Source organism: Pseudomonas sp. TMW22091 (assembly GCF_022496705.1).
GTDB classification, from domain to species: domain Bacteria; phylum Pseudomonadota; class Gammaproteobacteria; order Pseudomonadales; family Pseudomonadaceae; genus Aquipseudomonas; species Aquipseudomonas saxonica.
Genome location: NZ_SCFI01000013.1, coordinates 69,782 through 94,741, shown reverse-complemented (window position 1 = coordinate 94,741; position 24,960 = coordinate 69,782). Strand labels below are relative to the sequence as shown.

The following is a 24,960-nucleotide window of genomic DNA, read 5'->3' as shown; positions in this document are numbered from 1 at the left end:
CCTTGTCAGGCCCCAGGAAAGTTGATCCGTTTAATATTCAATCTTGCGTGTTGCGTACAAATAAATGCTTCCAGACACTTTCAACATCGGCCTTCAAGGCACTTGTACCTGCCAGATAAACCCTGTCATTAGCCGGCTCGATGTGTGCAACGTCACGCTCGGGTTCAGCGGCTGCGCTCCTCGGAATGTCGACGGGCTGCTCAGCGGCCTCAATGTACAAAGATAAGCGTTTGACACTGGGATACTCATCCAGCACGGCATTCGAGAGCGACAGTTCAAAGTGTTGATTGAGTGCTCTCACCAACTCCATTCGAATAATCGAGTCGATCCCATAGCAGGCAATATCGACGTCATCACGCAACTGCTCATCCCTTAAAGCCAGCACGCGCTTGAATATCCCGCGTAATGCCTGGCGAACGCTTGCAGATGCCTCGTTGCTCGCCGCTGGCATTGATGGGCTGACACGGTTGACAGCAGGAGTTTGCGCCGTGGTAGGCAGTGGCCAATACCGCTCACGGGCAAAGGGGTAAGTCGGTAGACGAATCCTGCGCCGTGAGGCTCTGTCAAAGATTCGCTCCCAGGGTAATTCAGCGCCCTGCACATACAGGCTGGCCAAGCCAGACAAGGCCTCTTTCAACCCTTGAGGTGATGAAGCGTTCTGGCAGGTCTCCAACAGTTGCCGCACGGCAGATTGCGCCTGCAAAACGTATGAACTGGCGTGACCACTGATCACCTCTCGCGACTGCTGTTCATCGAGCCATTGGTTCAGTTGCTCGCACACCTGTGCAATGTCGGCTGCTACACAGGCCAGTCGGACGTCGTGATGGCGGCGCCCCATCAGCAGCGTGTAACTCATGGCCCCCATATCAACAGGCTGGCGACTGATCTGGTGCGCAAGGTGTTGAGCCAATTGACGCAGTTGTTCTGGGGTGCGCGCCGATAGAACAATCAAAAAGAACGGTCGATTGGATACAGGCTCGGTGCGGCTGGGGGCTTGTGCGATGACTGCATGGGCATTGGTGCCACTAAAACCAAATGAGCTGACCGCCGCCATGCGTTCACTCCCCTGAGGTACCTCCCAGGCAACCGCTTGCGTCGGGACGTAGAACGGGCTGTGAGCGAAATCGATGTGACGATTACCTTGATGAAAATGAAGCGAAGGTGGAATCTGCCGGTACTCCATTGCCAGCAGCACTTTGATCACGCCCACCACACCTGCCGCTGTTGCAGCATGCCCCAAATTGCTTTTGATTGAAGCGATCGCGCACTTGGCCCTGGGTAACGCAGTGCCATACGCATCTGCCAATGCATTGAATTCAATCGGATCACCTAAAACGGTGCCGGTGCCATGCGCTTCAACCAGTTGAATGGCGGCGCAGTCAATGGCGAAGCGCTCATACACTTCGCGCACCAAACGCGTTTGCGCAGGGCCGCTGGGCGCCGTGATGCCATTGGTGGCTCCGTCGTAATTAATGCCGGAACCACGGATCACGCCATAGACCGTATCGCCATCCGCCTGTGCGTGTGACAGTCGCTTGAGCACGATGGCCGCCACGCTTTCACCGGGTACAAAGCCATCAGCCTGTTCGTCAAACACACTGCACCGCCCCGTGTTCGAGAGCATGCCGGCCTGATTGGCCTGGCGGAAAAGGCGCTGCGTGCACTGCACAAACACCCCGCCCGCAAGGGCCATATCGACTTCATCATCACGTAACGCCTGACAGGCCTGATGAATCGCGACCAGCGAACTGGAACATGCCGTATCTGTGGCGACGGCAGGACCTTGCCAATTCAGGTGGAAGGCTATTCGAGCAGGAATAACCGACGCCGCATTCCCCCAAAACGCCTGAGCGGGTGCCGCCTCGCCCAGCAGATCCAGGTAGTCGCCTGCCGAACAACCGACATACACGCCGCAACGCGCACCTTCTATGGCCCGCCCCGCATGGCCTGCATCTTCCAGGGCATGCCATGTCTCCTCGAGCAGCAATCGCTGCTGAGGATCCATCGCTGCCGCTTCCATGCTCGAAATGTTGAAAAATAACGGGTCGAAGCACTCAATATCCGATAAGAAACCACCCTGTTTGCAGGACGAACCTGCTGACTCGGAACTCAGTGACGACAACTCCCAGCGCGACACCTCTTCAACCAAATCCACACCGTTCACCAGTGCGTCCCATAACGCCTCTGTCGTCGGAGCACTGGCAAAACGGCCGCTCATACCAATGATCGCAATAGGCTCCAGATCATTTGAGGCCGCTGGCACTCCAGCGCTTTCTTGGAACTGCAGTGCCGGGGGAATACTCACCACGCCTTTGCCTATATGGTCACGCGATTGCAGCCAACGGTAAGCGCTGTGAACGTCATCGAACGGGAAAGTTTTGCTCAACGTCGCAGCGATAGCACCTTGCTCAAGTAGCTCCACCATCGTTTGAAAGTTGTTGCGTAACCGCTCGGGCCGCTCCAGACCCAACTTGCGCATGTCAATGCAGTGCACCGATTGGTTGTTGTCCAGCAACGATAAATCTATGGCGCGAGCCGACTTCAAGGCCGTCATTGCGATTTCGATATAGCGCCCGCCTGCACTCAGGCAGCGCAAACCTTTTTGCATCGCATCACCGTCGAGTGTATTGAGCACCACGTCGACACCTTGGCCTTGTGTCATGCGGTGAATGGCGTCGGCAAAATCCTCTTGCGGGTAGTTAATCAAGTGACGCACACCGAGCGTCGCCAGATAGTCGAGCTTTTTTCGAGAGCCGGCCGTCGCAAAGACCTGCGCGCCGATGTGTTGGGCCAGTTGCACGGCCATCAGGCCCACACCACCTGTCGCGGTCTGGATCAGAATTCGCTCGCCCGCCTTGAGCTGTGCTCTGGCGAAACACTCGATCACTGTCAGCGCCGCGGAGGGCATGGCGCACGCGGCCTCGAACGACAGACCCGCAGGGCACGGAAAGACTTGCTCTTGTGAACAGGTCATAACCGTGGCGTGCGCCCCCAGCGCGTGGTCGGCCAACGCCACGACGCGGTCTCCCGGAGTAGCCCTGACGACTTCAGCACCCACGGCGGTGACTATACCGCTCGCCTCATAACCGGGGGTGAACGGGTACTCCGGTTGAGTGGGGTAAAGCCCGCTTACGCACAGCAGATCACCGAAATTCAGGGAAAAAGCCTGAACGGCGATCCGCACGTCGTTAGGCCCCAAGGCGGCAAGGGGCTCATCGACCACGCGTATCTGGTCAATAGAACCGGGACGCTCCAGCAGAACGCGGCGATAGGTTTGGGCAGCTGATAAGGGTTGGGCGCTCACGAAAAGCGCTTTTACAGGTGCCCTCGTCACCGGGGGGACCGGCGGTTCGCTCATCGCAGAGTCAGTAATCTCTGGCTGTAGCACCGCGGTCTCTGGCACCGCGATCTCTTGCAAGTGGGCGCACAAACGCGCCAGTGTCGGATAGTCATACAACACTGTGGCCGGCAGCCGCAGACCTAATCGGCTATTGAGGGTATTGACCAGCGCCACGCTGCTGATCGAGTCCACGCCATAACTGATAAACGCTTGATCATCCTGCAACTGGGCCTCCTTGAGGCCCAGGGTTTCCAGTAAACAGGCACGAAGTGTCTGGCGCAGGCTGGCGTGCGCGCCCACAGCCGCGGCTGTGACCCGAACCGGCGCGGCTGATTCAACGTCACGGGTAACCGGCTGAGGGTCTTGCGCCTCACCCTCAAAGCAGAGAATGGCGTCGCTAAAGCCTTCTATGATGTGCTGCCCCAGTTCACAGCTCGCCGGTTGAGTGATTCCTATCGAATTAAAGCCCGCCTCTGTCAGTGCTTCACGCCAGGCAGCGGCGCTCAGGGCAGGCGTGTCGGCGATACGCCGATCCCTGTCTTGCGCCAGCCACCAGCCATCCAGCACTCCAAAGACAAGGTGCTGAAAAAGGCTGACCCCGGATAATTCGTTGAGTAGCAGTAAACCATTGCCTTTAAGTAAGGCCTTGGTATTGCGCAGCGTGTTGCGGATATCGCGTGTGGCATGCAACACGTTGGTGGCGACGACAACGTCGTAATCCCCCTGCCTGAAACCTTGGGCCATTGGGGAGCGTTCAATATCGAGCAACTGCGTGTGCAGGTACGCTACCGAAGCGCCGAATTGCGCGTGCCCATGGCCTAGAAACACGCCCGCCAGATCGGTGTAACAGTATTGATCGATATGGGCGGCGTACGGGCCAAGTCGTGCAATCAAGATGGTAGTCGTGCCACCGCTGCCTGCGCCCACTTCCAAAATCCGCAAGCGGGCCTGCGGATCCCGGGCAAGCCGCTGCTCGATATAAGCCTGCAGCCGATCCCCAAGCAAGGTGTTGAAATAGTTAGCCACCGGGTGCTTGCCATACACCGCTTCAACTTGCTGCACCTGCCCTTGGGAAAACACCACCTGCGTGGCCTTGACCTCGTCGCGCAGAATCTCTGGCAAGCGTTGCAAAACGTCATTCGCCAAACGAACTTGAGCCCCTGTCTGAGCATCGTCCTTGTGCGATTCCACATAGGCACTCCATTGCACGCCAGGTGCCGCACCCGGCTCATCCAGCGCACTGGATGAATGTATGCGGCGTAAGCTTGCCTCGTACCAAGGGCGGTGCTTGTGACTCACCGACTGTGATTCTATCGCCAGCAACCGCTGCCGAAACACAGGGGCCAATTGCTGCTCAAAAATACGCTGCGCCGGTTCAATGCCGGCTGGCGGTGAGGGTGGGGGCTGATCGATTGGCATTTCAACGCTGGGCAACCAGGGCGCCACTTCGACAACCATTTGCAGGTACACACCCAAGGCGGCCGGGAGCTCAGTCTGACTGGTTTTAAGGAACACGGCTTGTGCAACAGGTGAGGCCACGAATTGATCCAGTACAGCCATGGCGGGACCCGGTTCAATAGAACCCAAGCCCATCTGAGCCAAACGATTCTGATAGGTCGGGGTGGCCACCACTCCGACAGTGCCCCAGTAGCCCCAATGCATAACCTTGACAGGATACGGGCGCTGTTGCCCGAGCACGCCAGCCAGAGCGTCTGAATAACAGCAGCCAGCGGCATAATTGCTTTGCCCTTGTGCCTTCAAAAAACTCTGCAATGAGCCAAAAAACAACACAAAGTCCAGCGTGTGATGCCCGAACACCTCATCCACTCTCTGTGCCGTCAACGCCTTGGCGGACACGGCCGCCTCGAACGTGACTTCATCCATACTGGCCAGACCTTTGTCCGCCAGCACCATTGCACTGTGAATCACCCCATTGGGTGGGCCAAAACGTTGCACTATCTCAATCTGTGCAAGTGCCAACGCATCACGGTCTGTCGCATCGACCTGAAGATACAAGGGCGTAGGGCCCAGCTCACCAAGCCGGCCACGGGCTTGGGTGATAGCGTCATCCTCCTCCCGGCGCCCCAGCCACACCATCTGTGCCCGGCACTGACGAATCAGGTGCTCACTCAGCACCACCCCCAACCCGCCTGCGCCGCCGACCACTACGTACACGCCGCTGTCGCGATACACCCTGGTGGTTACAGGCGCCAGTACACAGCGCGCCAACTGTTGCTGATACCAGCAACCCTCTCGCCACAGGCGGGCATTGCCATACGTGTTGACAGGCTGAGCCAGCAGCACATCTTCGGGAAGGCTGTGCGCCTCAGGCAGGTCCAGTAATCTAATGCGCCAATGGACGTATTGCTTGGCCAGCGAACCGATTAACCCATGCAGGGCTGCCTGTTCAGGGTCAATTTTTTCATTTGCACTCAGCCCCTGTGCTTGCCGGGTCACCACCGTCAATTCCAAAGGTTTGTCAGCAAAACCCGACGCCAGCAACGCCTTGATCAGCCGCAGGCCCATTCTCGCCAAGTGCACTTCACCCTGCGGAACATGCCACAGCAGACGCGTGAATGTGCTCAGCCCTGTCAGGTGTTCAAGCAATGTTTCGCTACTGTCTGCGGCACGCCACTGTACGGACACCTGACCTTCAATAAACTCGGGATCTGCCATTAGTCGCACAACCTGCCCCGTCTCATGAGCAGGACTCACGACGTGTGCGGGCACTGGCAACCAGACAGGTGTGAGGGTCAGCTCATCCGCTTCAGCCGGCTGTGGTGTCACCCTCACACGCGCACTAAAACCACACATACGCAACGCAACGCTGCCATCGGCATTGACGATGTCGATATCAAAGCTGGGCGTCAGTTTTTCGCCATCACTTATCCGACGTGCAACCACTCGCGCGGTTTCAGGCATCGCCCCCCATTGCTCGACGCTGTGTACCGCAAACGGCAGCGCTAACGTCGTCTGCGAACTCAGTTGCGCACCCACCTGCAAGGCTCCATCCAGCATGCCGGGCGGTAACACCCAGCCTGCGCCGGGCTCAAAACCTGTCACCGCTTGCAGCTCTCCCAGCGCCACGGTTTCAGCCAGTTTGACCTGACGTATTACCTGAAAAGCCGGGCCAAGTTCGAGACCTGCGGCGGCAAACCGGGCATAGCAATCCTCACCGCTAAGTTGAGCCAGGGAGTGCTCACCCACGCTGGCCAGGTCAACCCTTGGGGCGGCACGGTTCGGCGCGTCGATCTGCTGCACCCAGCCTTGGCTATAGCGCACGACATTTGCACCCTCGCCCCTATAAATGTGGAAAGCGATCCGCCCTTGCCCTTCCTGCACCAGCTCGATATGCACCTGTAATTCGGCGTCGACGATCAAGGGCACTAGCCAGGCCACTTGCTCCAGACGAACAGGCAGATCGTTACCCAGCCACAAGTGCACGGCGGCCCTTGCCCATTCCAGATGGGCAACACCCGGCAAGATACGTGCCCCTGAAACACGGTGATCGCGCAGCACCGTTTCCTCTCCCGTCAGTCGCGTGGTGTAGCGCTGACGGTCCGCAGTGCGGGTATCGCGATGCACCAGAGGATGCAACACCTGTGGTGTTGAGGGGGCTATTGCCCAAAAGCGCTCGCGCTCAAACGGATACGTCGGCAAATGGATACGTGTCGGCAAATGATCGCCAAACAGCAACCCCCACGCTAAGTCATAGCCCTCGCGATACCGCTGCCCCAGCGTTTCAAGAGTGGCCCTGAGTGCTTCAGGATCATAGCCAAGGGCTGTGTGTGCGAGCAAAGCGTGTGCCTGCTCGAGCCTGGCTTTATCCACGGTAAAACCTCGCGCAACCTGCCCATATCCAATGGCAGTATCTTGCCCAGCATCAAGGCATCGTTGCAGTTGGCTAGCGGCGTGGTCTTTGTCCTTGATCACCACGGCGCAACGCCAGGCAAAATGATGCCGGCCACTTTGCAAGGTATGACTCATTTTTTGCAGTTCGGCTTGACTCCATTCGCGTGCTTGCAGTGCGCCAATCAGGGCTTGAAGCTGCAAGCGCAGCGCCGCTTCGGTTTTTGCCGACAGCACCATCAAGGCATAGGCAAACGTAGGTGAGTCTATGGCTGCGGGCAACGCCTCAGCCCCTCGAATGACCACATGGGCATTGGTGCCACTCATGCCAAAAGCACTGACAGCGCCCAGACGTGCTGCGCCTGATCTTTGCGGCCAGGGACGCGCAGCCGTGTTAACGAAAAACGGACTGCTCGCCCAGTTGACGTAAGTGCTCTGCTGTTCGGCATGCACGCTCGGCGGGATTGTTTCATGCTCAAGCGCTTGCACCAGGTTAACCACGCTCACCAGACCCGACGCGGCCAGGGAGTGCCCCACGTTGGGCTTGTTCGACGTTAGCGCACAGAACTGCTGCCGTTGGGTAAAGGGGGCAAACGCGTCACACAGGGCATTGACCTCAACCGGGTCACCCAACGGCGTTCCGGTGCCGTGAGTGACGACATACTCCAACTGATCCGGATTGACGTGGTAACGCTCGTAAACCGTCTGTAACAGCTTGGTCTGAGCCTTACCGCTGGGGGCTGTAATGCCCTGGGTTTTACCATCGTAGTTGATGCCGCTGCCTGCGATCACGGCGCGGATCGGGTCACCGTCGGCCAGTGCATCTGACAGGCGTTTGAGCACCACCGCCACTGCGGCTTCGCCGGGCACCATGCCGGTCGCACGTTGATCGAAAGCGTAACAAACACCCTGCGCTGCCAGCATGCCCGCCTCGGCCATCTGGTCGTACAGCTGGGTACTCAACAGCAAGTTTACCCCGGCCACCAATGCCGTATCGCACTCCCGCGCCCTCAAACTCTGGCAAGCCTGATGCAGCGCCACCAGACTGGAGGAACAGGCCGTGTTGATGGCGATGGCGCCACCGCTCAGGTTCAAGACATAGGCCAGACGAGAGGCCAGTATGGCTTCATGATTGGCCGTCAGCGTATTGCGCTCGGCGATCAATCGACCATAGTCCCCGGCTTCTACACCCACAAATAAACTGATGGTGTGTTTGAGTAACTGGGGTTCACCGTAAGCCGCATCCTCCAGCGCACGCCAGGCTTCCTGTAACAACAAGCGCTGACGAGGGTCGATGAGGGCCGCATCATGGGGGGATATTTCAAAAAAAAGCGGATCAAACTCCTCCAACCCCGGCACAGCGGCCAGCCATCGCGGGTGTAATGCATCCGCCGTTGAAACGCGTGTGTGGGGGAAGTCTTTAACAGCAGAGCGTGCGCCGCGCAAAATATCCCACAGTTGATCCACGCTGCGGGCATCGGCGAAACGCCCACTCATGCCAATAATGGCAATCTCTTCATCAGAGGCCTGGCGCACGGGTGCAGCAGCATCCGCACGGACTGACTGAGATGCGCTTGGCGGGTGCTCAGGCGAGACGTCGGGAGCGTAAAAGCTGATCATCGCGGGTGTAAAAAACTGCAAAAGATAGGCGGCAAACTGCAGCAGATTGGTGTGGCTGAAAAACAATGACGGCGACAGTGTCAAACCATAGCGATCGCTCAATTGGCGGGCGTACTCCATCAACAAGATGGAGTCAAAACCGTAGGTGTTCAGGTTCAGGCTCGGGTCTATTCCGTGAGCGGGCAATTTCAGCAAGCGGCAGGCTTGATCAGTCAGGTCTTCAATCACGGACTGTTCAAGATCAATAGGGGGGTCGATTTCGCCAAGGGCGGCACCTTGAATCGGCGTGACGGAAGGCGCACTGGTGATGCCCAACATCCGGGCAACGATGTCCTTGGAAGTCTTGGCAAACAACAGGTGCGCTAGCGGGCCGGCCAACAATTGTTCCAGCAGGGCCATAGCCTCCCCCGGCGGGATGGACGTCATACCGATTTGCGCCATAAACGCTCGGTACGCGGGCGAGCAGCCTCCTCCGGTATCGCCCCAGTGCCCCCAGTGCATGACCTTGACCGGGTAGCCACGACGCTGAAAGTTATGCGCGCACGCATCAGCAAAACAGCACCCGGCCGAATAATTGCTGGCATTGGCGGTTTTGAGGAAGCTGTTGATCGACGAGAAAAACAGCACAAAATCCACGGGTTGCCCGCCCACCAAGGCGTCCAGATTGTGGGCCGTCATCTTGGCTTTCAGCCCCACTACAAACGTTGCTTCATCCATTTGGGCAAGCGGGCTGTCCGCCAACTCCATCACCGAATGCACCACACCGTGTACAGCACCAAAATGCTCGCGTATCACCTCATGTGCGCGGCGCAGTGCCTGGGGATCATTGGCGTCTGCCTGCAGATACAAAGGCATCGGCCCCAAAGCGGCCAACCGGGTACGCTGCTGAGTAATCAGCTCATCTTCCGCGCGACGACCGAGCCAGACCATCTGTGCGCCGTAGCGTCGGATCAAGTAATCACTGAGCACAACACCGAGCCCGCCCGCTCCGCCTACCACGACATAAACACCGCCCTCGCGGTATACCGGAACAGGCGCAGCCCCCGCCTCGCAAGGCACCAGACGCTGCCTGAACCACCCCTCTTTGCGCCACACCAAGACGTTGCCCTGCGGATTGGCTGAGCGTCGAATCCACGTGTGCAAGGGCACATCACACTCAACAGGCCGATCCAATACACCCACCTGCCAATGAGGATATTCCTTGGCCAACGATCCCATAAGTCCCAGCACGCTGGCGTGATACGCATCTATTGGCTCATGCGCGACAATGGCCTGAGCCTGACGAGTGACTACTGTGAGGTTCAATGCCTGGTGCGCGTACCCCAGGGTCAATAACGCTTGTATCAGACGAAACCCCATCACAGCAGCGCCAGGCTCCTCAGACGGAACCAGCCAGACCAGGTGATCCCAGCCACGGGTTGCCTGCAAACGTTCAACCAGCACCGCACTCGTGTCGGCGGCAACAAAGGGTATCGCCGAAGGGCGTTGCGCAAACTCGATGCTTGATGGATCAGCACTCAGCCACAGGTCCTGAGACGTACCTACCTCAGTTCCCTCGTTTGTCCGTTCCCATGTTGGGGTGAGCAGAAGCGAGCGCTCCACAACCGGTGCCAGTGCAACTGCAGGTGTCCTCATGAAGGGCAACCAAAAGCGCTCATCTGCAAAGGGGTACGTCGGCAGGTTCAGCCGTCGAGGTTTTACTGCGCCATAGAAACGGTGCCAGTCTACCTGTCCACCGTTGACCCAGCCCTCAAGCAACGATTCTGAAAATGGCCCCTCATCCGCCACTAAGGGTGCGGCTGTTTTGCCAGCACCTGAAGCCACACCCTTAAAGATCCCCTGAGACAGGCGGCCTGCGCCAAGCCAACCCTTCAATAGCGTCCTGACTTCAACGACTGAGCGGGCCATAAAGGCCAGCCGGACTGCCATCGCATCACGGCCCGTTTGCAACGTATAAGCCAGCGCGTTTAATTCAACGTCTTGCTGCTCAAGAACAAGGGATAACTGCTGCGCCCGCGACACCAGTTGCGCGTCTGTACGTGCGGACAAAATAATGGCACACGGCAGATCGGTGGCTATATCAGCAACGGGCTGTTGCGAATACGCCTCGACAATAACGTGAGCATTGGTGCCGCTGAACCCGAACGAACTGACACCGGCACGCTTGTTGCCTTGCGGCCATACACGGGTTTGATTCACTACCTGAACCGCCAGCGTTTCCCATGGGATATGGGGGTTGGGCCGATCAAAGAGCACCTGTCCGGGAATCCGCTCATGTTGCAGGCACAACACCGTTTTGATCAGCCCCGCAATGCCTGCCACCGCTTCTAGATGCCCCACACTGCTCTTCACTGAGCCGATCAGCAACGGCCTGTCCTGTGACCTGTTCAAGCCCAGCACCTGCATGGCCGCCTGGACTTCTATCGGATCTCCCAAGGGGGTTCCCGTGCCATGCGCTTCGAGATAGGCAATCGACGGCGCGTCAACATTCGCACTCGCCAATGCGGCCTCGATTACCGCTTGCTGGGCCTTGGGATTGGGAGCCGTCAGACTCGCACTGCTCCCGTCTTGATTAATGGCACTGCCTCGAATCACAGCCACAATCGGGTCGCCATCCGCTTGCGCATCAACAAGACGTTTAAGCACCAGTGCTGCGCAACCTTCGGCGCGCACATAACCGTCGCCACGCTCATCAAAGCTGTGGCAGCGCCCGGTGGGTGACAGCATTGCGGCCCGATCGAATGCCTCAAAGCGGTTGTCATCGAGCAACACACTCGCACCGCCCGCCAACGCCATACCACATTCGCCTGTTTGCAGGCTGCGGCACGCCAGATGCACCGCCACCAACGATGAGCTGCATGCGGTGTCGACTGTCAGAGCCGGGCCTTGCCAGTCAAGAAAATAGGCCAGTCTCCCCGCCGCCACCGAGCAGGCGCTGCCCGTAGCAAACTGTGCCTCAATACCTTCGGATTCGCCCTGGCCCAGAAGCGCAGCATAATCACTGCCCATCAAACCAATGAACACGCCATGTTTGCCGCCTCTCAGGCTGTTCGGGGCGATGCCGGCGTCTTCAAGTGCCGCCCACGACGTCTCCATAAGCAGGCGTTGCTGCGGGTCTAACCACTCGGCTTCCTTGGGCGAGATGCGAAAAAATCCCGCATCAAAGCGATCGATGTCTTCCAGGAAACCTGCCTGCCAACGAAAATCCCCATCACCCCCTCTGCGCAGTGCTCGGCGCGCCTCAGGCATTGGGCCTATAACATCACGCCCTTCCAACAGCGCTTCCCAGAATTGCTGTGGGTTGTTCAGCCCTCCCGGCAAGCGACACGCCATACCGATAATGGCAATGGGAACAGTTGAGGTAACTGGCGCTGAAGTTTCAGAAGTAACGGTGGGCGTCACAAGCCGCTCAGCCCAGTAAGCCACCACCGCGTCAGGTGTGTTGCAATAGAAAAAGAACGTGGCATCCAGCTCAAGGCCAGATGCAGCGCTCAACAGTCTTCGCAACTCCAGCAACTCAAGCGAGGTGAGGCCCATTTCCATCAGTGGAATATGCGCAGCATAGGCTTCAAACCGTTGCGGGCCCAACACTTGAAGCAGCAGGTCATGGACCGTGCGCTCAATCTGTTCACGGCTCTGAACCTGCGGCTTTGATGCGCAACGAACTTCATCAAGTGCTTGAGTACGCAGTGGCAACTCAAGCTCGTACTGGATTAAAACGCCAGCCCCTTCATTGTCCACATCGCCTGCTCGAAAACCGGGTAAAACCTCACGCACCCGCGCCCCATGGGACACATGAAAATGCAGCATGGGATCCAGTAATTGGCCGAGTGTGTTTTGTGCACGGATATAGGTGTGCATGCCAAATTCAAGGCGATGCTTTGGATAATCGGCACAGCGGGTCACCCCCACCACTGACTTCACGCTTCCCAACAGACGGGCATACAGGAGCATCGACTCAATCAAAACATCGCTGTAGCCTCGCCCTCGCATTGAGGGCAACACATATAACCCCAGCAATTGCACATGCTGGCCATCGTTACGCTGCAGACGTTTACAGTCCGCGTAATCAGTGCCGCGCAGCGCTTCTATGGCATCAATTCTCTGGCTGTAGAGCGCCGCCCCAATACACCCCGAAACATCTAGCAGCAGCGTGGTTTGCGGTGTTGTCGTGACCCGCCGTATGAGTTCTTCGACAGGCGTGTGCAAGCCCGAAGGCTGGGTAAGCCGATCAAGCTCAAGTAATTGCGCGATGTCATCCAGCGTCGGATGCCGCACAAAGAAGGTTTGAGCAGTGCCCGACGGGTCGGCCAAACCCGTCATGGCTTGGGAAAGGAAGGCAGTACGGGCGTTGAACGTGAACACATCCGGGCGAACTATTTCCAAATAGCCCAGTTCACACAGACACAACAGTGCGCCACGCAAGTGATCGCGTTGGCTTTCCTGCTGTGTCAGGTCGTCCAAGGCAAAAGGAAAATGCTCAGGCGTCGTCTGCCAAAAAGATGTTTGGGTAATGGCTTCAATAGCCAGAACAACTAACCGACTGGCGGTCAAATCATCGACTAAAAATTTCAAAGACACCTCTAAAACCAAGTCGCGCGCACACTTACTGCGCGTCAATACAGGCAGGCATCCATGTCAAATGGGGAACGCGGACAACTCATCTCGGTGCAATGAAGCTAACAACTGATCACATAAGAAAGTATTGTTCACATCCGCACAAACGCAATAAACGCTTGTCGCTTATCTCCTACAAAAAAACGTGCACATAATCAATTTCTTTACAGCCCTATATCCACTTCATCTATCAGCGCCTTTACATTGTTTAAGATCACGCCAGACTTTAAACATCCAGCCCACTCAAGAAGGTGTGATGCCATGAAAACGCTACTATTCCCCGGTCAAGGTACTCAATACAGGGGAATGGGCGGCCAACTGTGGAATGACTTCTCGGAACTTGACGAAAAAGCCTCAACCTTATTGGGTTATTCACTGAAAAAGTTATGCCTTGAAGACTCCGACAACCAACTACGGTTGACCCAATACACACAACCTGCCATCTATGTTGTGAGCTCAATGCACTATTATCGTGCACGCGAATCCAACTTAGCGCCCGAGGCCGTAGTTGGGCATAGTGTAGGTGAGTACGGAGCACTACTGGCTGCGGGATGTTTTGATTTTGAAACGGGGTTACGCCTGGTACAAAAGCGCGGTCAACTGATGAGCCAAGTTGGTGCAGGCAGTATGGCGGCCGTATTGGGATTGCCCGCCGACGAGGTGCAAAACCTTCTAAACGCACGAGGATTGACGACCGTCAGCCTTGCGAACTTCAACTCACCCACCCAGTCGGTCATTGCGGGTGATACGCCTTCTATCCTGGCGGCAGAACAATACTTCACTAAACGAGGCTTGCACTGCATCGTTTTGAACGTCAGTGCAGCCTTTCATTCCCCTCATATGCTCCCTGCACAAGCGCTGTTTGCAGAATTTTTAAACGATTTCACCTTTAACGACCCCAACATTCTTGCCATCGCCAATGCCACAGGTCGCCCTTATCTCAGCGGACAGGTTGCTGCCCTGTTGGCCCGTCAAGTGGCGTGCCCGGTGCTGTGGGTCGACAGCATCCGTTACCTGATCGCTCAGGGTGATTTCACTTATGAAGAAATAGGCGCTACCCCCGAACGAGCGGGCAGTCATGTGCTCAGCAAGCTGGTTGAAGAGATACAACGAACAAGCCCGTCACCTCCCCTACAACATGCGCCCACTGAACCTGCTTGCGACGCGCCAGTGATGACACCCGAGCACTCGCAAACAGAGGCTCAACGATTGGGCAGCGCTGTGTTTCGCGAACGCTATGGTTTGAAATACGCCTATGTGGCGGGAGGAATGCTACGCGGCATCAGTTCGCCAGCGCTGGTTGCCCGTATGGCACAGTCAGGCATGCTTGCTTATTTGGGTACCGCAGAGATGAGCCTGGCCGACGTAGAGAAGGCGATAAAAACCCTGCAAGCCACGCTTTCCCATGATCAACCCTACGGCCTGAACCTCATGGCTAACCCCGCGCTGCCAGGGGATGATCGAGCTTTAGTGAACCTGTTTTTGAAGTGCAACGTACAGCATCTGGAAGTGTCTTGGTTCGACAAAATCACCACCGCGCTGGTGCTGTTCCGCGTCAAGGGCCTACGCCGAAATGCCGGCAAGATTGAGTGCACGCATCGGATTTTAGCCAAGGTCACGAACCTCCCGATCGCACAGGCATTCATGAGCCCTGCACCCGACTATCTGGTTCAGGACTTGTTGAACGAAGGCGCTATCAGTGCTGATCAGGCCGAGATGGCCAAACACATCCCCATGAGTGACGACCTGTGTGTCCAGACCGATTCAGGCGGTATGAATACACGAGGTAGCCTCTTCGTACTGTTTCCCGCCGTCCACGAGTTGCGTCAGGTTATGACAAAACGCTTTCAGTACCAGGACCCAATGACCTTGGGCCTAGCTGGCAGTATTGGTACGCCATCGGCGGCAGGGATCGCTTTCATGTTAGGGGCGGACTTTATTCTGACCGGCTCAATCAACCAGTGCACCGTCGAATCAGGCGCCACGGACAACGTCAAATTCTTGCTGGAAAAAGCCAGCATTGAGGACATGACCTACGCACCGAGTCACATCCTGTATGAGAGCGACTCAACGATCCAGGTACTTAACAACAGGTCGTTATTTACCGCCCGCGCGACTTGGCTTACCACGCTCTACCAGCGCCATAACAGCCTTGACGACATTCCGCCAGACGAGCGAGCGAGCCTGGAGCGCGATGTGTTCAGGCGCAGCCTGGCAGAGGTGTGGAGCGAACTTTTGCAAAGGCTCACAAAAGAAAACCGTTGTCGTGACATCAAACATGCTCAATCCAACCCCAAGGTACGCATGGCCCATGTCTTTCGCGAGTACTGGCGTTACTCCATGGACCTTGCATTGAGCAACACAGGCGAAGACCCGGTGAACTACCAGATCCAAACAGGAACGGCGTTAGGCGCCTTCAATCAATGGTGCAAAAACTCGCCTCTTCAACCTTGGCAACACCGACACGTTGACGCGATTGCGCTCGCTCTTTTAAACGGCGCAACAGATCCAGGTTGCAGGCAAGGTCACATCCCAGTTTCACTTGATCCACTGACCGCGCCCGATCATGAACAGCGCTAACGATTCAGTGAAATCAATTCATTGTATTCATCTCAATGCCTCAGCCTAAACTAGGCCCTAACAAACACTCTCAAGACAACTGAGTGAACCGCCGAGAATCTGAAATGCAGATGGACACTTCCCGTCCGCCATCAGATTTAACCTCAGTCATCAAGGCACCGAATCAAGATGAATAATCACTTTACCTTTACCATTAAGAGTATTCCATTCAACGAACATTATCAGCCGTCTGAAAACACCCGCACGACCACTAACTTTGCCAACTTGGCCCGAGGCCAGAGTCGCCAGGAGAACCTGCGCAACACCCTCAACATGATAAATAATCGTTTCAATGCCTTGGCCCATTGGGACAACCCCAACGGCGATCGCTACTCAGTTGAAATCGATATTATTTCAGCCGAAATGAACATTGATACGCCGGGCACTGGCCCTGCCATACCCCTGATTGAAATTTTAAAAACACAGATCATTGATCATAATACCAATGAGCGTATCGACGGCATTGTGGGGAACAATTTTTCCTCTTATGTACGCGATTATGATTTCAGCGTGCTGTTGCAGGCGCACAATAAAGACAGTGCCGAGTTCAGCTTGCCCGAGACCTTTGGTGACCTGCACGGGCAGTTATTCAAGTGCTTCGTAAATTCAAGCAGTTACACCGACAACTTTCATAAGCCGCCTGTCATCTGCCTGAGCGTTTCGAGCAACAAGACCTACCATCAGACTGAAAACCAACACCCGGTACTGGGTGTTGAATACCAGCAAGATGAACACTCCTTGACGGATGATTACTTCAAAAAAATGGGGTTAAGCGTTCGTTACTTCATGCCGCCACACAGTGTTGCGCCGTTGGCTTTTTATTTCTCCGGCGATTTACTGCGCGATTACACAGCGCTTGAACTGATCAGCACCATTAGCACGATGGACACGTTCCAAAAGATCTACCGTGCAGAAATCTATAATGCCAATTCGGCCGCAGGAAAATCCTATCAGCCAAGTTTGAAGCACCAGGATTATTCACTGACTCGAATTGTTTATGATCGAGAAGAACGTAGCCAACTGGCGATTGAACAGGGCAAGTTCGTGGAGGAGCACTTCATCAAGCCCCACCATGCCCTGCTGGAGCAGTGGTCCTCGCAGTACGCCCTTTGACTGTCAAGAAATACAAGGCTAACTTTCATGAAAAAATTACTACCCACTTCAACCGCTGGCAGCTTGCCTAAACCGTCCTGGCTTGCACAACCCGAGACACTGTGGTCGCCCTGGAAACTGCAAGAAGAAACATTGGCTGAAGGCAAACAGGATGCTTTGCTTTTGTCATTGCAAGCACAACAACAAGCGGGCATCGATATTGTCAGTGACGGTGAACAGACTCGCCAACACTTTGTCACGACCTTTATTGAACACCTCAACGGCGTTGATTTTGAAAAACGCGAGACGGTCAGAATTCGTGACCGTTACGATGCCAGCGTACCGACGGTCGTGGGGGCCGTAAGTCGGCAAAAATCCGTGTTTGTCGAAGATGCCAAGTTTTTACGTCAGCACACCGGCCAACCTATTAAATGGGCGCTGCCTGGCCCCATGACGATGATCGATACCCTGCATGACGCTCATTATAAAAGCCGCGAAAAACTGGCTTGGGAATTTGCCAAGATTCTCAATGAAGAAGCCCATGAATTAGAAGCCGCCGGCGTGGATATTATCCAGTTCGACGAGCCCGCTTTTAATGTGTTCTTTGATGAGGTGAATGAGTGGGGGGTGGCCACTTTAGAACGGGCCATTGAAGGCCTGAAATGTGAAACGGCGGTGCATATTTGCTATGGCTATGGCATCAAGGCCAATACCGACTGGAAAAAAACACTGGGGTCAGAATGGCGTCAATATGAAGAAGCGTTCCCCAAGCTGCAAAAATCCAGCATCGACATCATTTCACTGGAGTGTCATAACTCGCATGTCCCTATGGAACTCATGGAGCTGATTCGCGGTAAAAAAGTAATGGTGGGGGCAATCGATGTGGCGTCTCACAGTATTGAAACACCCGAGCAAGTCGCCAACACCCTGCGACAAGCCCTGAAGTTCGTCGATGCCGACAAACTGTATCCCTGCACCAACTGTGGCATGGCGCCTCTCCCTCGCCAAATCGCAAGAGGCAAGTTACAGGCATTGACTGCAGGTGCGGACATCGTCCGAAGAGAACTTCAAACGAGTGCCCCTTATTAAGGCTTGTTCATGTCTCTTACCTGCATGGCTATCGATCCATTGAGTTTTCGCGAAGCCCTGGGGCACTACGCCTCAGGTATTACGGTGATCACCTCTTGCATTGATGGCGAACCGATAGGCTTCACTTGCCAGTCGTTCTATAGCGTGTCGATGAATCCACCGCTGGTGTCGTTCAGTGTCATGGCCCGTTCGGCCAGCTATCCCCGGATACGCCAGGCAGGTCGATTCGCCGTCAATATCCTGTCCGCTGAACAAGTCAGTATTTCCAACCAGTTCGCTCTTCGGGGCACGGACAAATGGCACGGTGTCGAGTGGCAGGCATCGCCACTGGGCAATCCGCTGATTGCCGGCAGCCTGCACTGGCTGGATTGCGAAATTCACGCCGAATACGTCGCGGGTGATCACTTGATCGTGATGGGTGAAGTGAAAGCGTTAAACCTGCAAGTAGCAGCGTCGACGCAGCCGTTGCTGTATTTCAAAGGGCAATACTGCAACCTCGCGGCCAGCAGTGCCGTTTGAGCGCAGATCTGCGTGACCCTCTTCGTGCTGAAACCCCAGCCAGTGCCTTAACCTGCCCGAGTGCAACGGTTGGGGCCATTGGCCTGCACCTGGGGCTGGCCATTTTCGCTTGATTAAAATCAGTTGCACCGTTACACAAGTGACCTGTCGAGGTATGGGGCCGCACGCCTATACAATGTGCACCTGCTCGAATCGCTGCAAGACCTGAAACGAAGGGAAGCGCCAGGAAATCACTTATGCCCGAAAATACATCAGACACTGCCCCCCGAACACGCCGAGCGCCCAAAGGCGAGAAACGTCGCGAAGAACTGCTGGATGCCGCACTGGTCATGTTCTCAATCAAGGGGTATGCCGGGGCGTCGATTGCCGGGATTGCCGAACACGTCGGTATCTCGGTCGCCGGTGTGCTCCATCATTTCCCCAACAAAGTCTCACTGCTGATGGCGGTGCTGACCCGGCGCGACGAAATTAACCAGAGAGCCTCCGACGCGGCACAGACTGAGCCGACGCTCGATGGTTTTATTGAAGGGTTGCAGCAGATCAATCGATCGAACGCGACAGCCCCGGGTGTGATTCGGGCGTTCAGTATTCTCAATGCCGAGAGCCTGGTGGACACCCATCCGGCCTGGGAGTGGTATCAGTCGCGCTACCAGGCTATCCATGAGCGGATGCGCGCCCGCCTCGACCATCTGGTGGTAGCGGGTGAAGTGCGCGGGGATGTGGATCTGGATGCAACGATTGCCCACGTGCTGGCCATGATGGACGGCTTGCAGTTGCAGTGGCTGCGGTTTCCGGAAAAAGTCGACCTGATCTCGCGCTTTGAAAGCTTTATGGCTTCGGTCAAGCGGGACATTAAAGCCTGAAGCCCCGAGGTGATCCTTTATCGCTGGATCACCCCGGGGCTTCGACTCATTTCAGTGGCAACAAAACCGGGGGCTGGCTTTCACGCCCTTCCCCGCCCTGGCGCCCCTACGGTCAGTAGTCAGCGTTGCCTTCGTAATCGGCATCACCGTTGTTGTCATTGACGTTCTCGCTCTGGTCGAAAACACCGCCGGTCGTGACGGCTGGCAGCGTGACTTTGACCGAGTTCAAGGCCGAACGGGGCAACGGGTTGCTGGTGGTGGTCGACAGTTCCTGACGGAATGAGTTGACCAGCTTGGCGTTCAAACGAATGTCATCCGATGCGGCACCCAGGCTGATGTTAAAGGTGTCGGCATCGACCACCCACTGCTTGCTCTTGTCGTCGTAGTAAGCCAGCGAACGATCATTCAGTTCGATGGTGACGTGACGGGTTTCACCCGGTTTCAGGAAGACCTTCTTGTAACCCTTGAGTTCTTTGACCGCGCGTTCAACGGTAGGGTTCTGCTGACCGACATACAGCTCAGCCACTTCGGAGCCGGCGCGCTGGCCGCTGTTGGTCAGGTCGAAGGAGACCTTGATCGGCGTATTGCCCACCGCAACACCCGGCGTCACCGAGATGTTGTTGTAGGTGAAGTGGGTATACGACAGGCCGTGGCCGAAAGCGAACAACGGCTTGGTGCCGGTTTTGTCGTAACCGCGATAGCCCAGCATGGTCAGGTCGTTCTTGTAGCTGATTTCTTTCAGGGTGCGGGAGTTGTCGAAGTTCGGGAAGTCCGCGTACAACGGGTTGTCTTCGATGTTGCGTTCGATACTGATCGGCAACTTGCCCGACGGGTTGACCTTGCCGAATAGAATTTCAGCCAATGCCTGACCGCCGTTTTGCCCCGGATAGAACGCATGCAGCGCAGCCGGCACCTGATCGATCCAGTCGCTCATCTTCAGGCCCGTACCGCCGTGCAGAGTGACGATGGTGTTGGGGTTGGCCTTGGCAATGTTACGAATCAGCTCGTTCTGGTACTCAGGCAAGTCGAAGCTGTGGTCGAAACCTTCACCTTCGTATTCGTTGCTGTTACCCACGGCAACCACAACGGCGTCGTATTTGGACAGGTCCTGGGGTGCGGCCAGCGAAGCCCAGGCCATTTGCACGCCAACCAGTCCGCCCATGGTGGACAGGAAACCGTCGCGACGCGAGTACTCAAGCTTCACGTCATAAGACTTGCCGGCTTGCAGCTTGATCTTGCCCGACACCGGAATGGTCGGCGGGATGCTCTTGTTGGTGATGTTTTCGCCATCGCCATTGTCGATGATCTTTTCACCATTGACCCACAAACGCACGGCACCGTCAGCGCGCACCTTGAACACCTGTTCGCCGCTGGTGACCGGCGTCATCTGGCCGCTCCAGCGAATCGAAGTATTGGCCGTATCGCCATTGCTCGGTAGATCGTCGGTGGACCAGTCCATGTTGACGTAGCTGTCGATGCGCGTCGCCGCCGGGTCACCGGACCAGTTGGCATTGGCAAAGTACTCGGTTTTCATGCCGGCTACGGCGTTACCCTTGCTGTCGTGGGTCGTCCACTGCGACGCGGTCGGGTCCAGCGACAGGCCATCAAGAAACTCGACTTTGGCGCCGGGAGCCATTTGCTGCAAACCGCTCAGCTCACTGATGTAACGGGTGGCGTCAACGTGGGCACTGCCGAAGCCGGTGGGCGGCGCGTACTTGGCCAGATCACCGACCACTGCGATGCGTTTGACCTTGGCCTTGTCCAGCGGCAATACGTCGTTGTGGTTCTTGAGCAGCACGATGCCTTCACGGGCGATGTTCAGCGCAACTTTGTTACTGGTAGCGCTGTTCATGTTGTGCGTGGTCAGCGGTGCGAACTTGTCGAACTGGTACAGGTAGATGTTCTTGAGGATGCGGCGAACCTTGTCATCAACGGTTGCCATGTCCAGCTCGCCACTGTCCAGATACGGCTTGAGCACCGAGCTGTTCATCTGGCCACCCATCATGTCCAGGTCGGAGCCTGCCTGAGCCGCCGGCAGACCATGGACAATGGCGTTGTAGTCGCTTTGTACCAGACCTTTGTAACCCCACTCTTTTTTCAGGATCTGGGCGATCAGGTGTTTGTTTTCGCACGCGTACTCGCCATTCACCTTCTGGAACGCACACATCATCATTGCCACAGTGCTGTTCTTGGTGGCCGATTCAAATGGCGGCAAGGTCAACTCGCGCAGCACACGCTCAGGCATCACCTGATTAAGGATGAAGCGATTGGTTTCCTGATCGTTGGCCGCATAGTGCTTGGCTTCAGCCCAGACACGGCGCTGCTGGATACCGTTGATGACCGCAGGCCCAAGGCTGGCTCCCAGGAACGGGTCTTCACCGGAGAGGTATTCAAACGCACGACCGCTCCACGGCATGCGATAGAGGTTCATGCCCGGCCCCGTGACGAACTGATAGCCGCCGGTGGCGGTGTCGTAACCCAGCGCACGGCCAAAGTCGATGGCGCGACGCGGGTTGAAGGTGGCGGCCAAGTTTTGGCCGGACGGATAGACCACACCCGAGTCGTTACCTTCGCTGGTGTAGCGAATCCCGGCGCCGCCGTCGGCACCATGAATCTGCGGCACGCCGTATTGCGTCAGTGGTTTAACGTCCCAGCCACCGATCCCGCCGATGTAGGCCAACTTCTCTTCCTGGGTCATCTTGGCCAGGGTTTTTTCGGCGGCCTTGTCAGCACGAACTTCCTTGGCGGCCAATTGCTCTTGAGTCGTGGTCGACGCCGCGTTGGCGTGCCCGACTGCCAGACTCAACAGGGCCAGTGCCGAATGAGCACCTAAAGTTCTACGGGTTCGCATCAGAATAACGCTCCATATATCGCCGCGCGCAATTGCCGCAGTTGACAGGCCAAACCTCTTTATTCAAGGCAATAGTTCGCCTATACCGAGGCTTCAAACAGAAACAGCGGACAAAGAAAAATGACGCACCTGCAAGCAATGAACTTGGGCGACAGACTAAATAAATACAAAGTTACTGGCACAGTGCCAGTTAATAGCGCGGTAGACCCTCGCTCCATTTAAATTAAGGCAGTTGTTTTTAGTTGAAGTCAAACAAAAATATACATTCGGTAAAATATTGAAATTTTTTGATACATTTGCTGAACTCTTCCTAAACCAACATGTCTGTAGGTTTAGTGAATTTGTCGACGCCCCTTGCAACCCTCTGAATTCGGGCACCTGAGAAGGAATCGCCTTGGACGGAGCCGTTGCACAGCAAAGTTGCCATCATTTCAACACTGCCACCCGCACGGAGATATTTAATATGAAATTGCCACTACTTGGTGCTGTCGCTGCCATGACATTCGCAATAGCCACTACGGCAATGGCCGCAGAATCGAATACGACAGATACCGCATCAGGCGCACCTGACTCCACCGTAATGACTCAGACCAAAAAGGAAAAAGTCGATAACAAGGCACATAAACAAGTTAAAGCGGACGAAAACAAACGCGGTCGCCCGACAGCAAAATCCGACACTCGCAACAACTAACGTTATTCGCACTTAATTATTACCCACGAATGACAAGGGTCTTGATTTAGTCCCTTGTTGTTCGTCGTTATTTGAAGTCACTTCGTGCCCACATCTTTGATTCCCGTCCACCTCGAACACCTGAGTGAGCACTCGGCTCATGCCTTGTGTGCCTGGTTATTGGCCCATGCAGGCCTCAAGACCGGTGACCTGGACCGGGCACGCCGTCTGGCACAAGAATCTGCGGGCAGTTCATTGACTGAGCTGCTGACACGCCTGGGGCTGGTGTCCGAACTGGACGTAGCCCGGGCATGGGCCTCGACCCTTGGCGCACCGCTGCTGATGGCGGACGCCGTACCGCTGCCCGGCGATGCGCTGCCAAGCCTGAGTGAGCGTTTTATGCGTCATCACCGACTGCTGCCGATCGGCACCCATGCTGACGGTGTACATGTGTTGACGGCCAACCCCGGCAACGCCTATGCGTTACAAGCCGTGCGCTACGCCTGCCAGACGCCGGTGTATGTGTCGGTAGGGCTGGCCAGCGACGTGGACGTGCTGATCGAACGATTCTACGGTCAGGGCCGCTCGGCCATGGGCTCGCTGATCGAGACGCTGGACGAGCATAGCGGCGCCGAAGATGACATCGAACATCTCAAAGACCTGGCCTCGGAAGCGCCGGTGATCCGTCTGGTCAACCTGATCCTGCAACGCGCAGTCGAACAGCGCGCCTCCGACATCCACATTGAGCCCTTCGAAAGCCAACTCAAAGTGCGTTACCGCATTGACGGTGTGCTGCACGAATCAGAGGCGCCGCCCTCCAGCTCTTCGGCCGCCATTATTTCGCGCCTGAAAATTCTGGCCCGGCTGGACATTGCCGAGCGCCGCTTGCCTCAGGACGGCCGGATCATGTTGCGCATTCAAGGCAAGGAGCTGGACCTGAGGGTCAGTACGGTGCCCACCAGTTTCGGCGAGTCAGTGGTGATGCGCCTGCTCGACCGTCAGACCGTCAGCTTCGACTTTCCCAGTCTGGGCATGGACGGCGAGCGCTTGCAGAACTTTCTCGACGTGCTGGATAACCCCCACGGCATTCTGCTGGTCACCGGCCCCACCGGCTCGGGTAAGACCACCACTCTGTACACCGCGCTGTCACGCCTCAATACCGCCGAACGCAAGATCATTACGGTCGAAGACCCGGTGGAGTATCAGCTCGAAGGCATCAACCAGATTCAGGTCAAGCCTTCCATTGGCCTCGACTTCGCCGGTGCACTGCGCTCCATTGTGCGTCAAGACCCGGACGTGATCATGATCGGCGAAATGCGCGACCTGGAAACCTGCCGCATCGCCATTCAGTCTTCGCTCACCGGCCACCTTGTACTCTCCACCCTGCACACCAACAGCGCAGCTGCGAGTATCACGCGGCTGCTCGACATGGGGGTCGAAAGCTACCTGATTGCCTCAACGGTCAAAGGCATTCTGGCCCAGCGACTGGTGCGCAGGCTCGATCCCGCCACGCGCATCGCCTTCGAAGCACCCGCCGAACTGGTGGCGGCCCATGGGCTGGAGCGCTTAACCGATCAACGTCCGATCATGCTCTACCAACCCGCCAGCGATCAGGCCAACGGCGGTTATCACGGGCGCAGTGCGATCACTGAACTGTTGGTGATGAACGAAGAACTGCGCAGCCTGCTAATGCGTCAGGCCGATGCCTCAACCCTCGAACAGGCCGCCCGCCGCGGCGGCTTGCGTACGCTCTACGAAGAAGGGTTGCGGCAGGCCGTGGCCGGTGTCACGTCACTCGAAGAGGTGCTGCGTGTGACACGCGGCGATTGAT

General features: G+C 56.4%; 9 protein-coding genes. 7 read left to right on the top strand and 2 right to left on the bottom strand.

All coding sequences use genetic code 11. The features are described 5' to 3' along the window. Nucleotides 1-37 precede the first annotated feature (37 nt). Complete coding sequence (locus EQV93_RS19835; RefSeq protein ID WP_240892274.1) at nucleotides 38-13,384, bottom strand: SDR family NAD(P)-dependent oxidoreductase; 13,347 nt, start codon at nucleotides 13,382-13,384, stop codon at nucleotides 38-40. Nucleotides 13,385-13,687: 303 nt separating this feature from the next. Here EQV93_RS19835 and EQV93_RS19830 point away from each other — a divergent pair, with 303 nt between their 5' ends. From EQV93_RS19830 to EQV93_RS19810, 5 genes are all read left to right on the top strand, one after another. After that, the gene (locus tag EQV93_RS19830; protein WP_240892273.1) at nucleotides 13,688-16,006 is read left to right on the top strand and encodes a PfaD family polyunsaturated fatty acid/polyketide biosynthesis protein; all 2,319 of its coding nucleotides are present in this window, start codon (nucleotides 13,688-13,690) and stop codon (nucleotides 16,004-16,006) included. Nucleotides 16,007-16,174: 168 nt separating this feature from the next. Further along, entirely contained in the window at nucleotides 16,175-17,158 is a 984-nt protein-coding gene (locus EQV93_RS19825; RefSeq protein ID WP_240892272.1) for a DUF1852 domain-containing protein, read from the top strand. 27 nt (nucleotides 17,159-17,185) lie between these two features. Next, nucleotides 17,186-18,226 carry a methionine synthase gene (locus EQV93_RS19820; protein ID WP_146387313.1) on the top strand — a complete coding sequence of 347 codons (1,041 nt, stop codon included), beginning with the start codon at nucleotides 17,186-17,188 and terminating at the stop codon, nucleotides 18,224-18,226. A 9-nt stretch (nucleotides 18,227-18,235) separates the two neighbouring features. Next, nucleotides 18,236-18,745 carry a flavin reductase family protein gene (locus EQV93_RS19815; protein ID WP_122785582.1) on the top strand — a complete coding sequence of 170 codons (510 nt, stop codon included), beginning with the start codon at nucleotides 18,236-18,238 and terminating at the stop codon, nucleotides 18,743-18,745. 236 nt (nucleotides 18,746-18,981) lie between these two features. Beyond that, nucleotides 18,982-19,608 (top strand): TetR/AcrR family transcriptional regulator, encoded by a 627-nt coding sequence (locus EQV93_RS19810; RefSeq protein WP_146387309.1) that lies wholly within the window; start codon nucleotides 18,982-18,984, stop codon nucleotides 19,606-19,608. 112 nt (nucleotides 19,609-19,720) lie between these two features. Here the strand turns inward: EQV93_RS19810 and EQV93_RS19805 are convergent, their stop codons facing one another. After that, entirely contained in the window at nucleotides 19,721-22,459 is a 2,739-nt protein-coding gene (locus tag EQV93_RS19805; RefSeq protein ID WP_240892271.1) for a beta-glucosidase, read from the bottom strand. A 463-nt stretch (nucleotides 22,460-22,922) separates the two neighbouring features. Between EQV93_RS19805 and EQV93_RS19800 the strand changes: the two genes are divergently transcribed. After that, a complete protein-coding gene (locus tag EQV93_RS19800) occupies nucleotides 22,923-23,150 on the top strand; it encodes a hypothetical protein (RefSeq protein ID WP_122785600.1) in 228 nt (75 codons plus the stop codon). An 84-nt stretch (nucleotides 23,151-23,234) separates the two neighbouring features. Further along, nucleotides 23,235-24,959, top strand: a complete 1,725-nt coding sequence (gene gspE / locus EQV93_RS19795; protein ID WP_240892270.1) for a type II secretion system ATPase GspE — start codon at nucleotides 23,235-23,237, stop codon at nucleotides 24,957-24,959. Nucleotide 24,960: the final 1 nt, after the last annotated feature.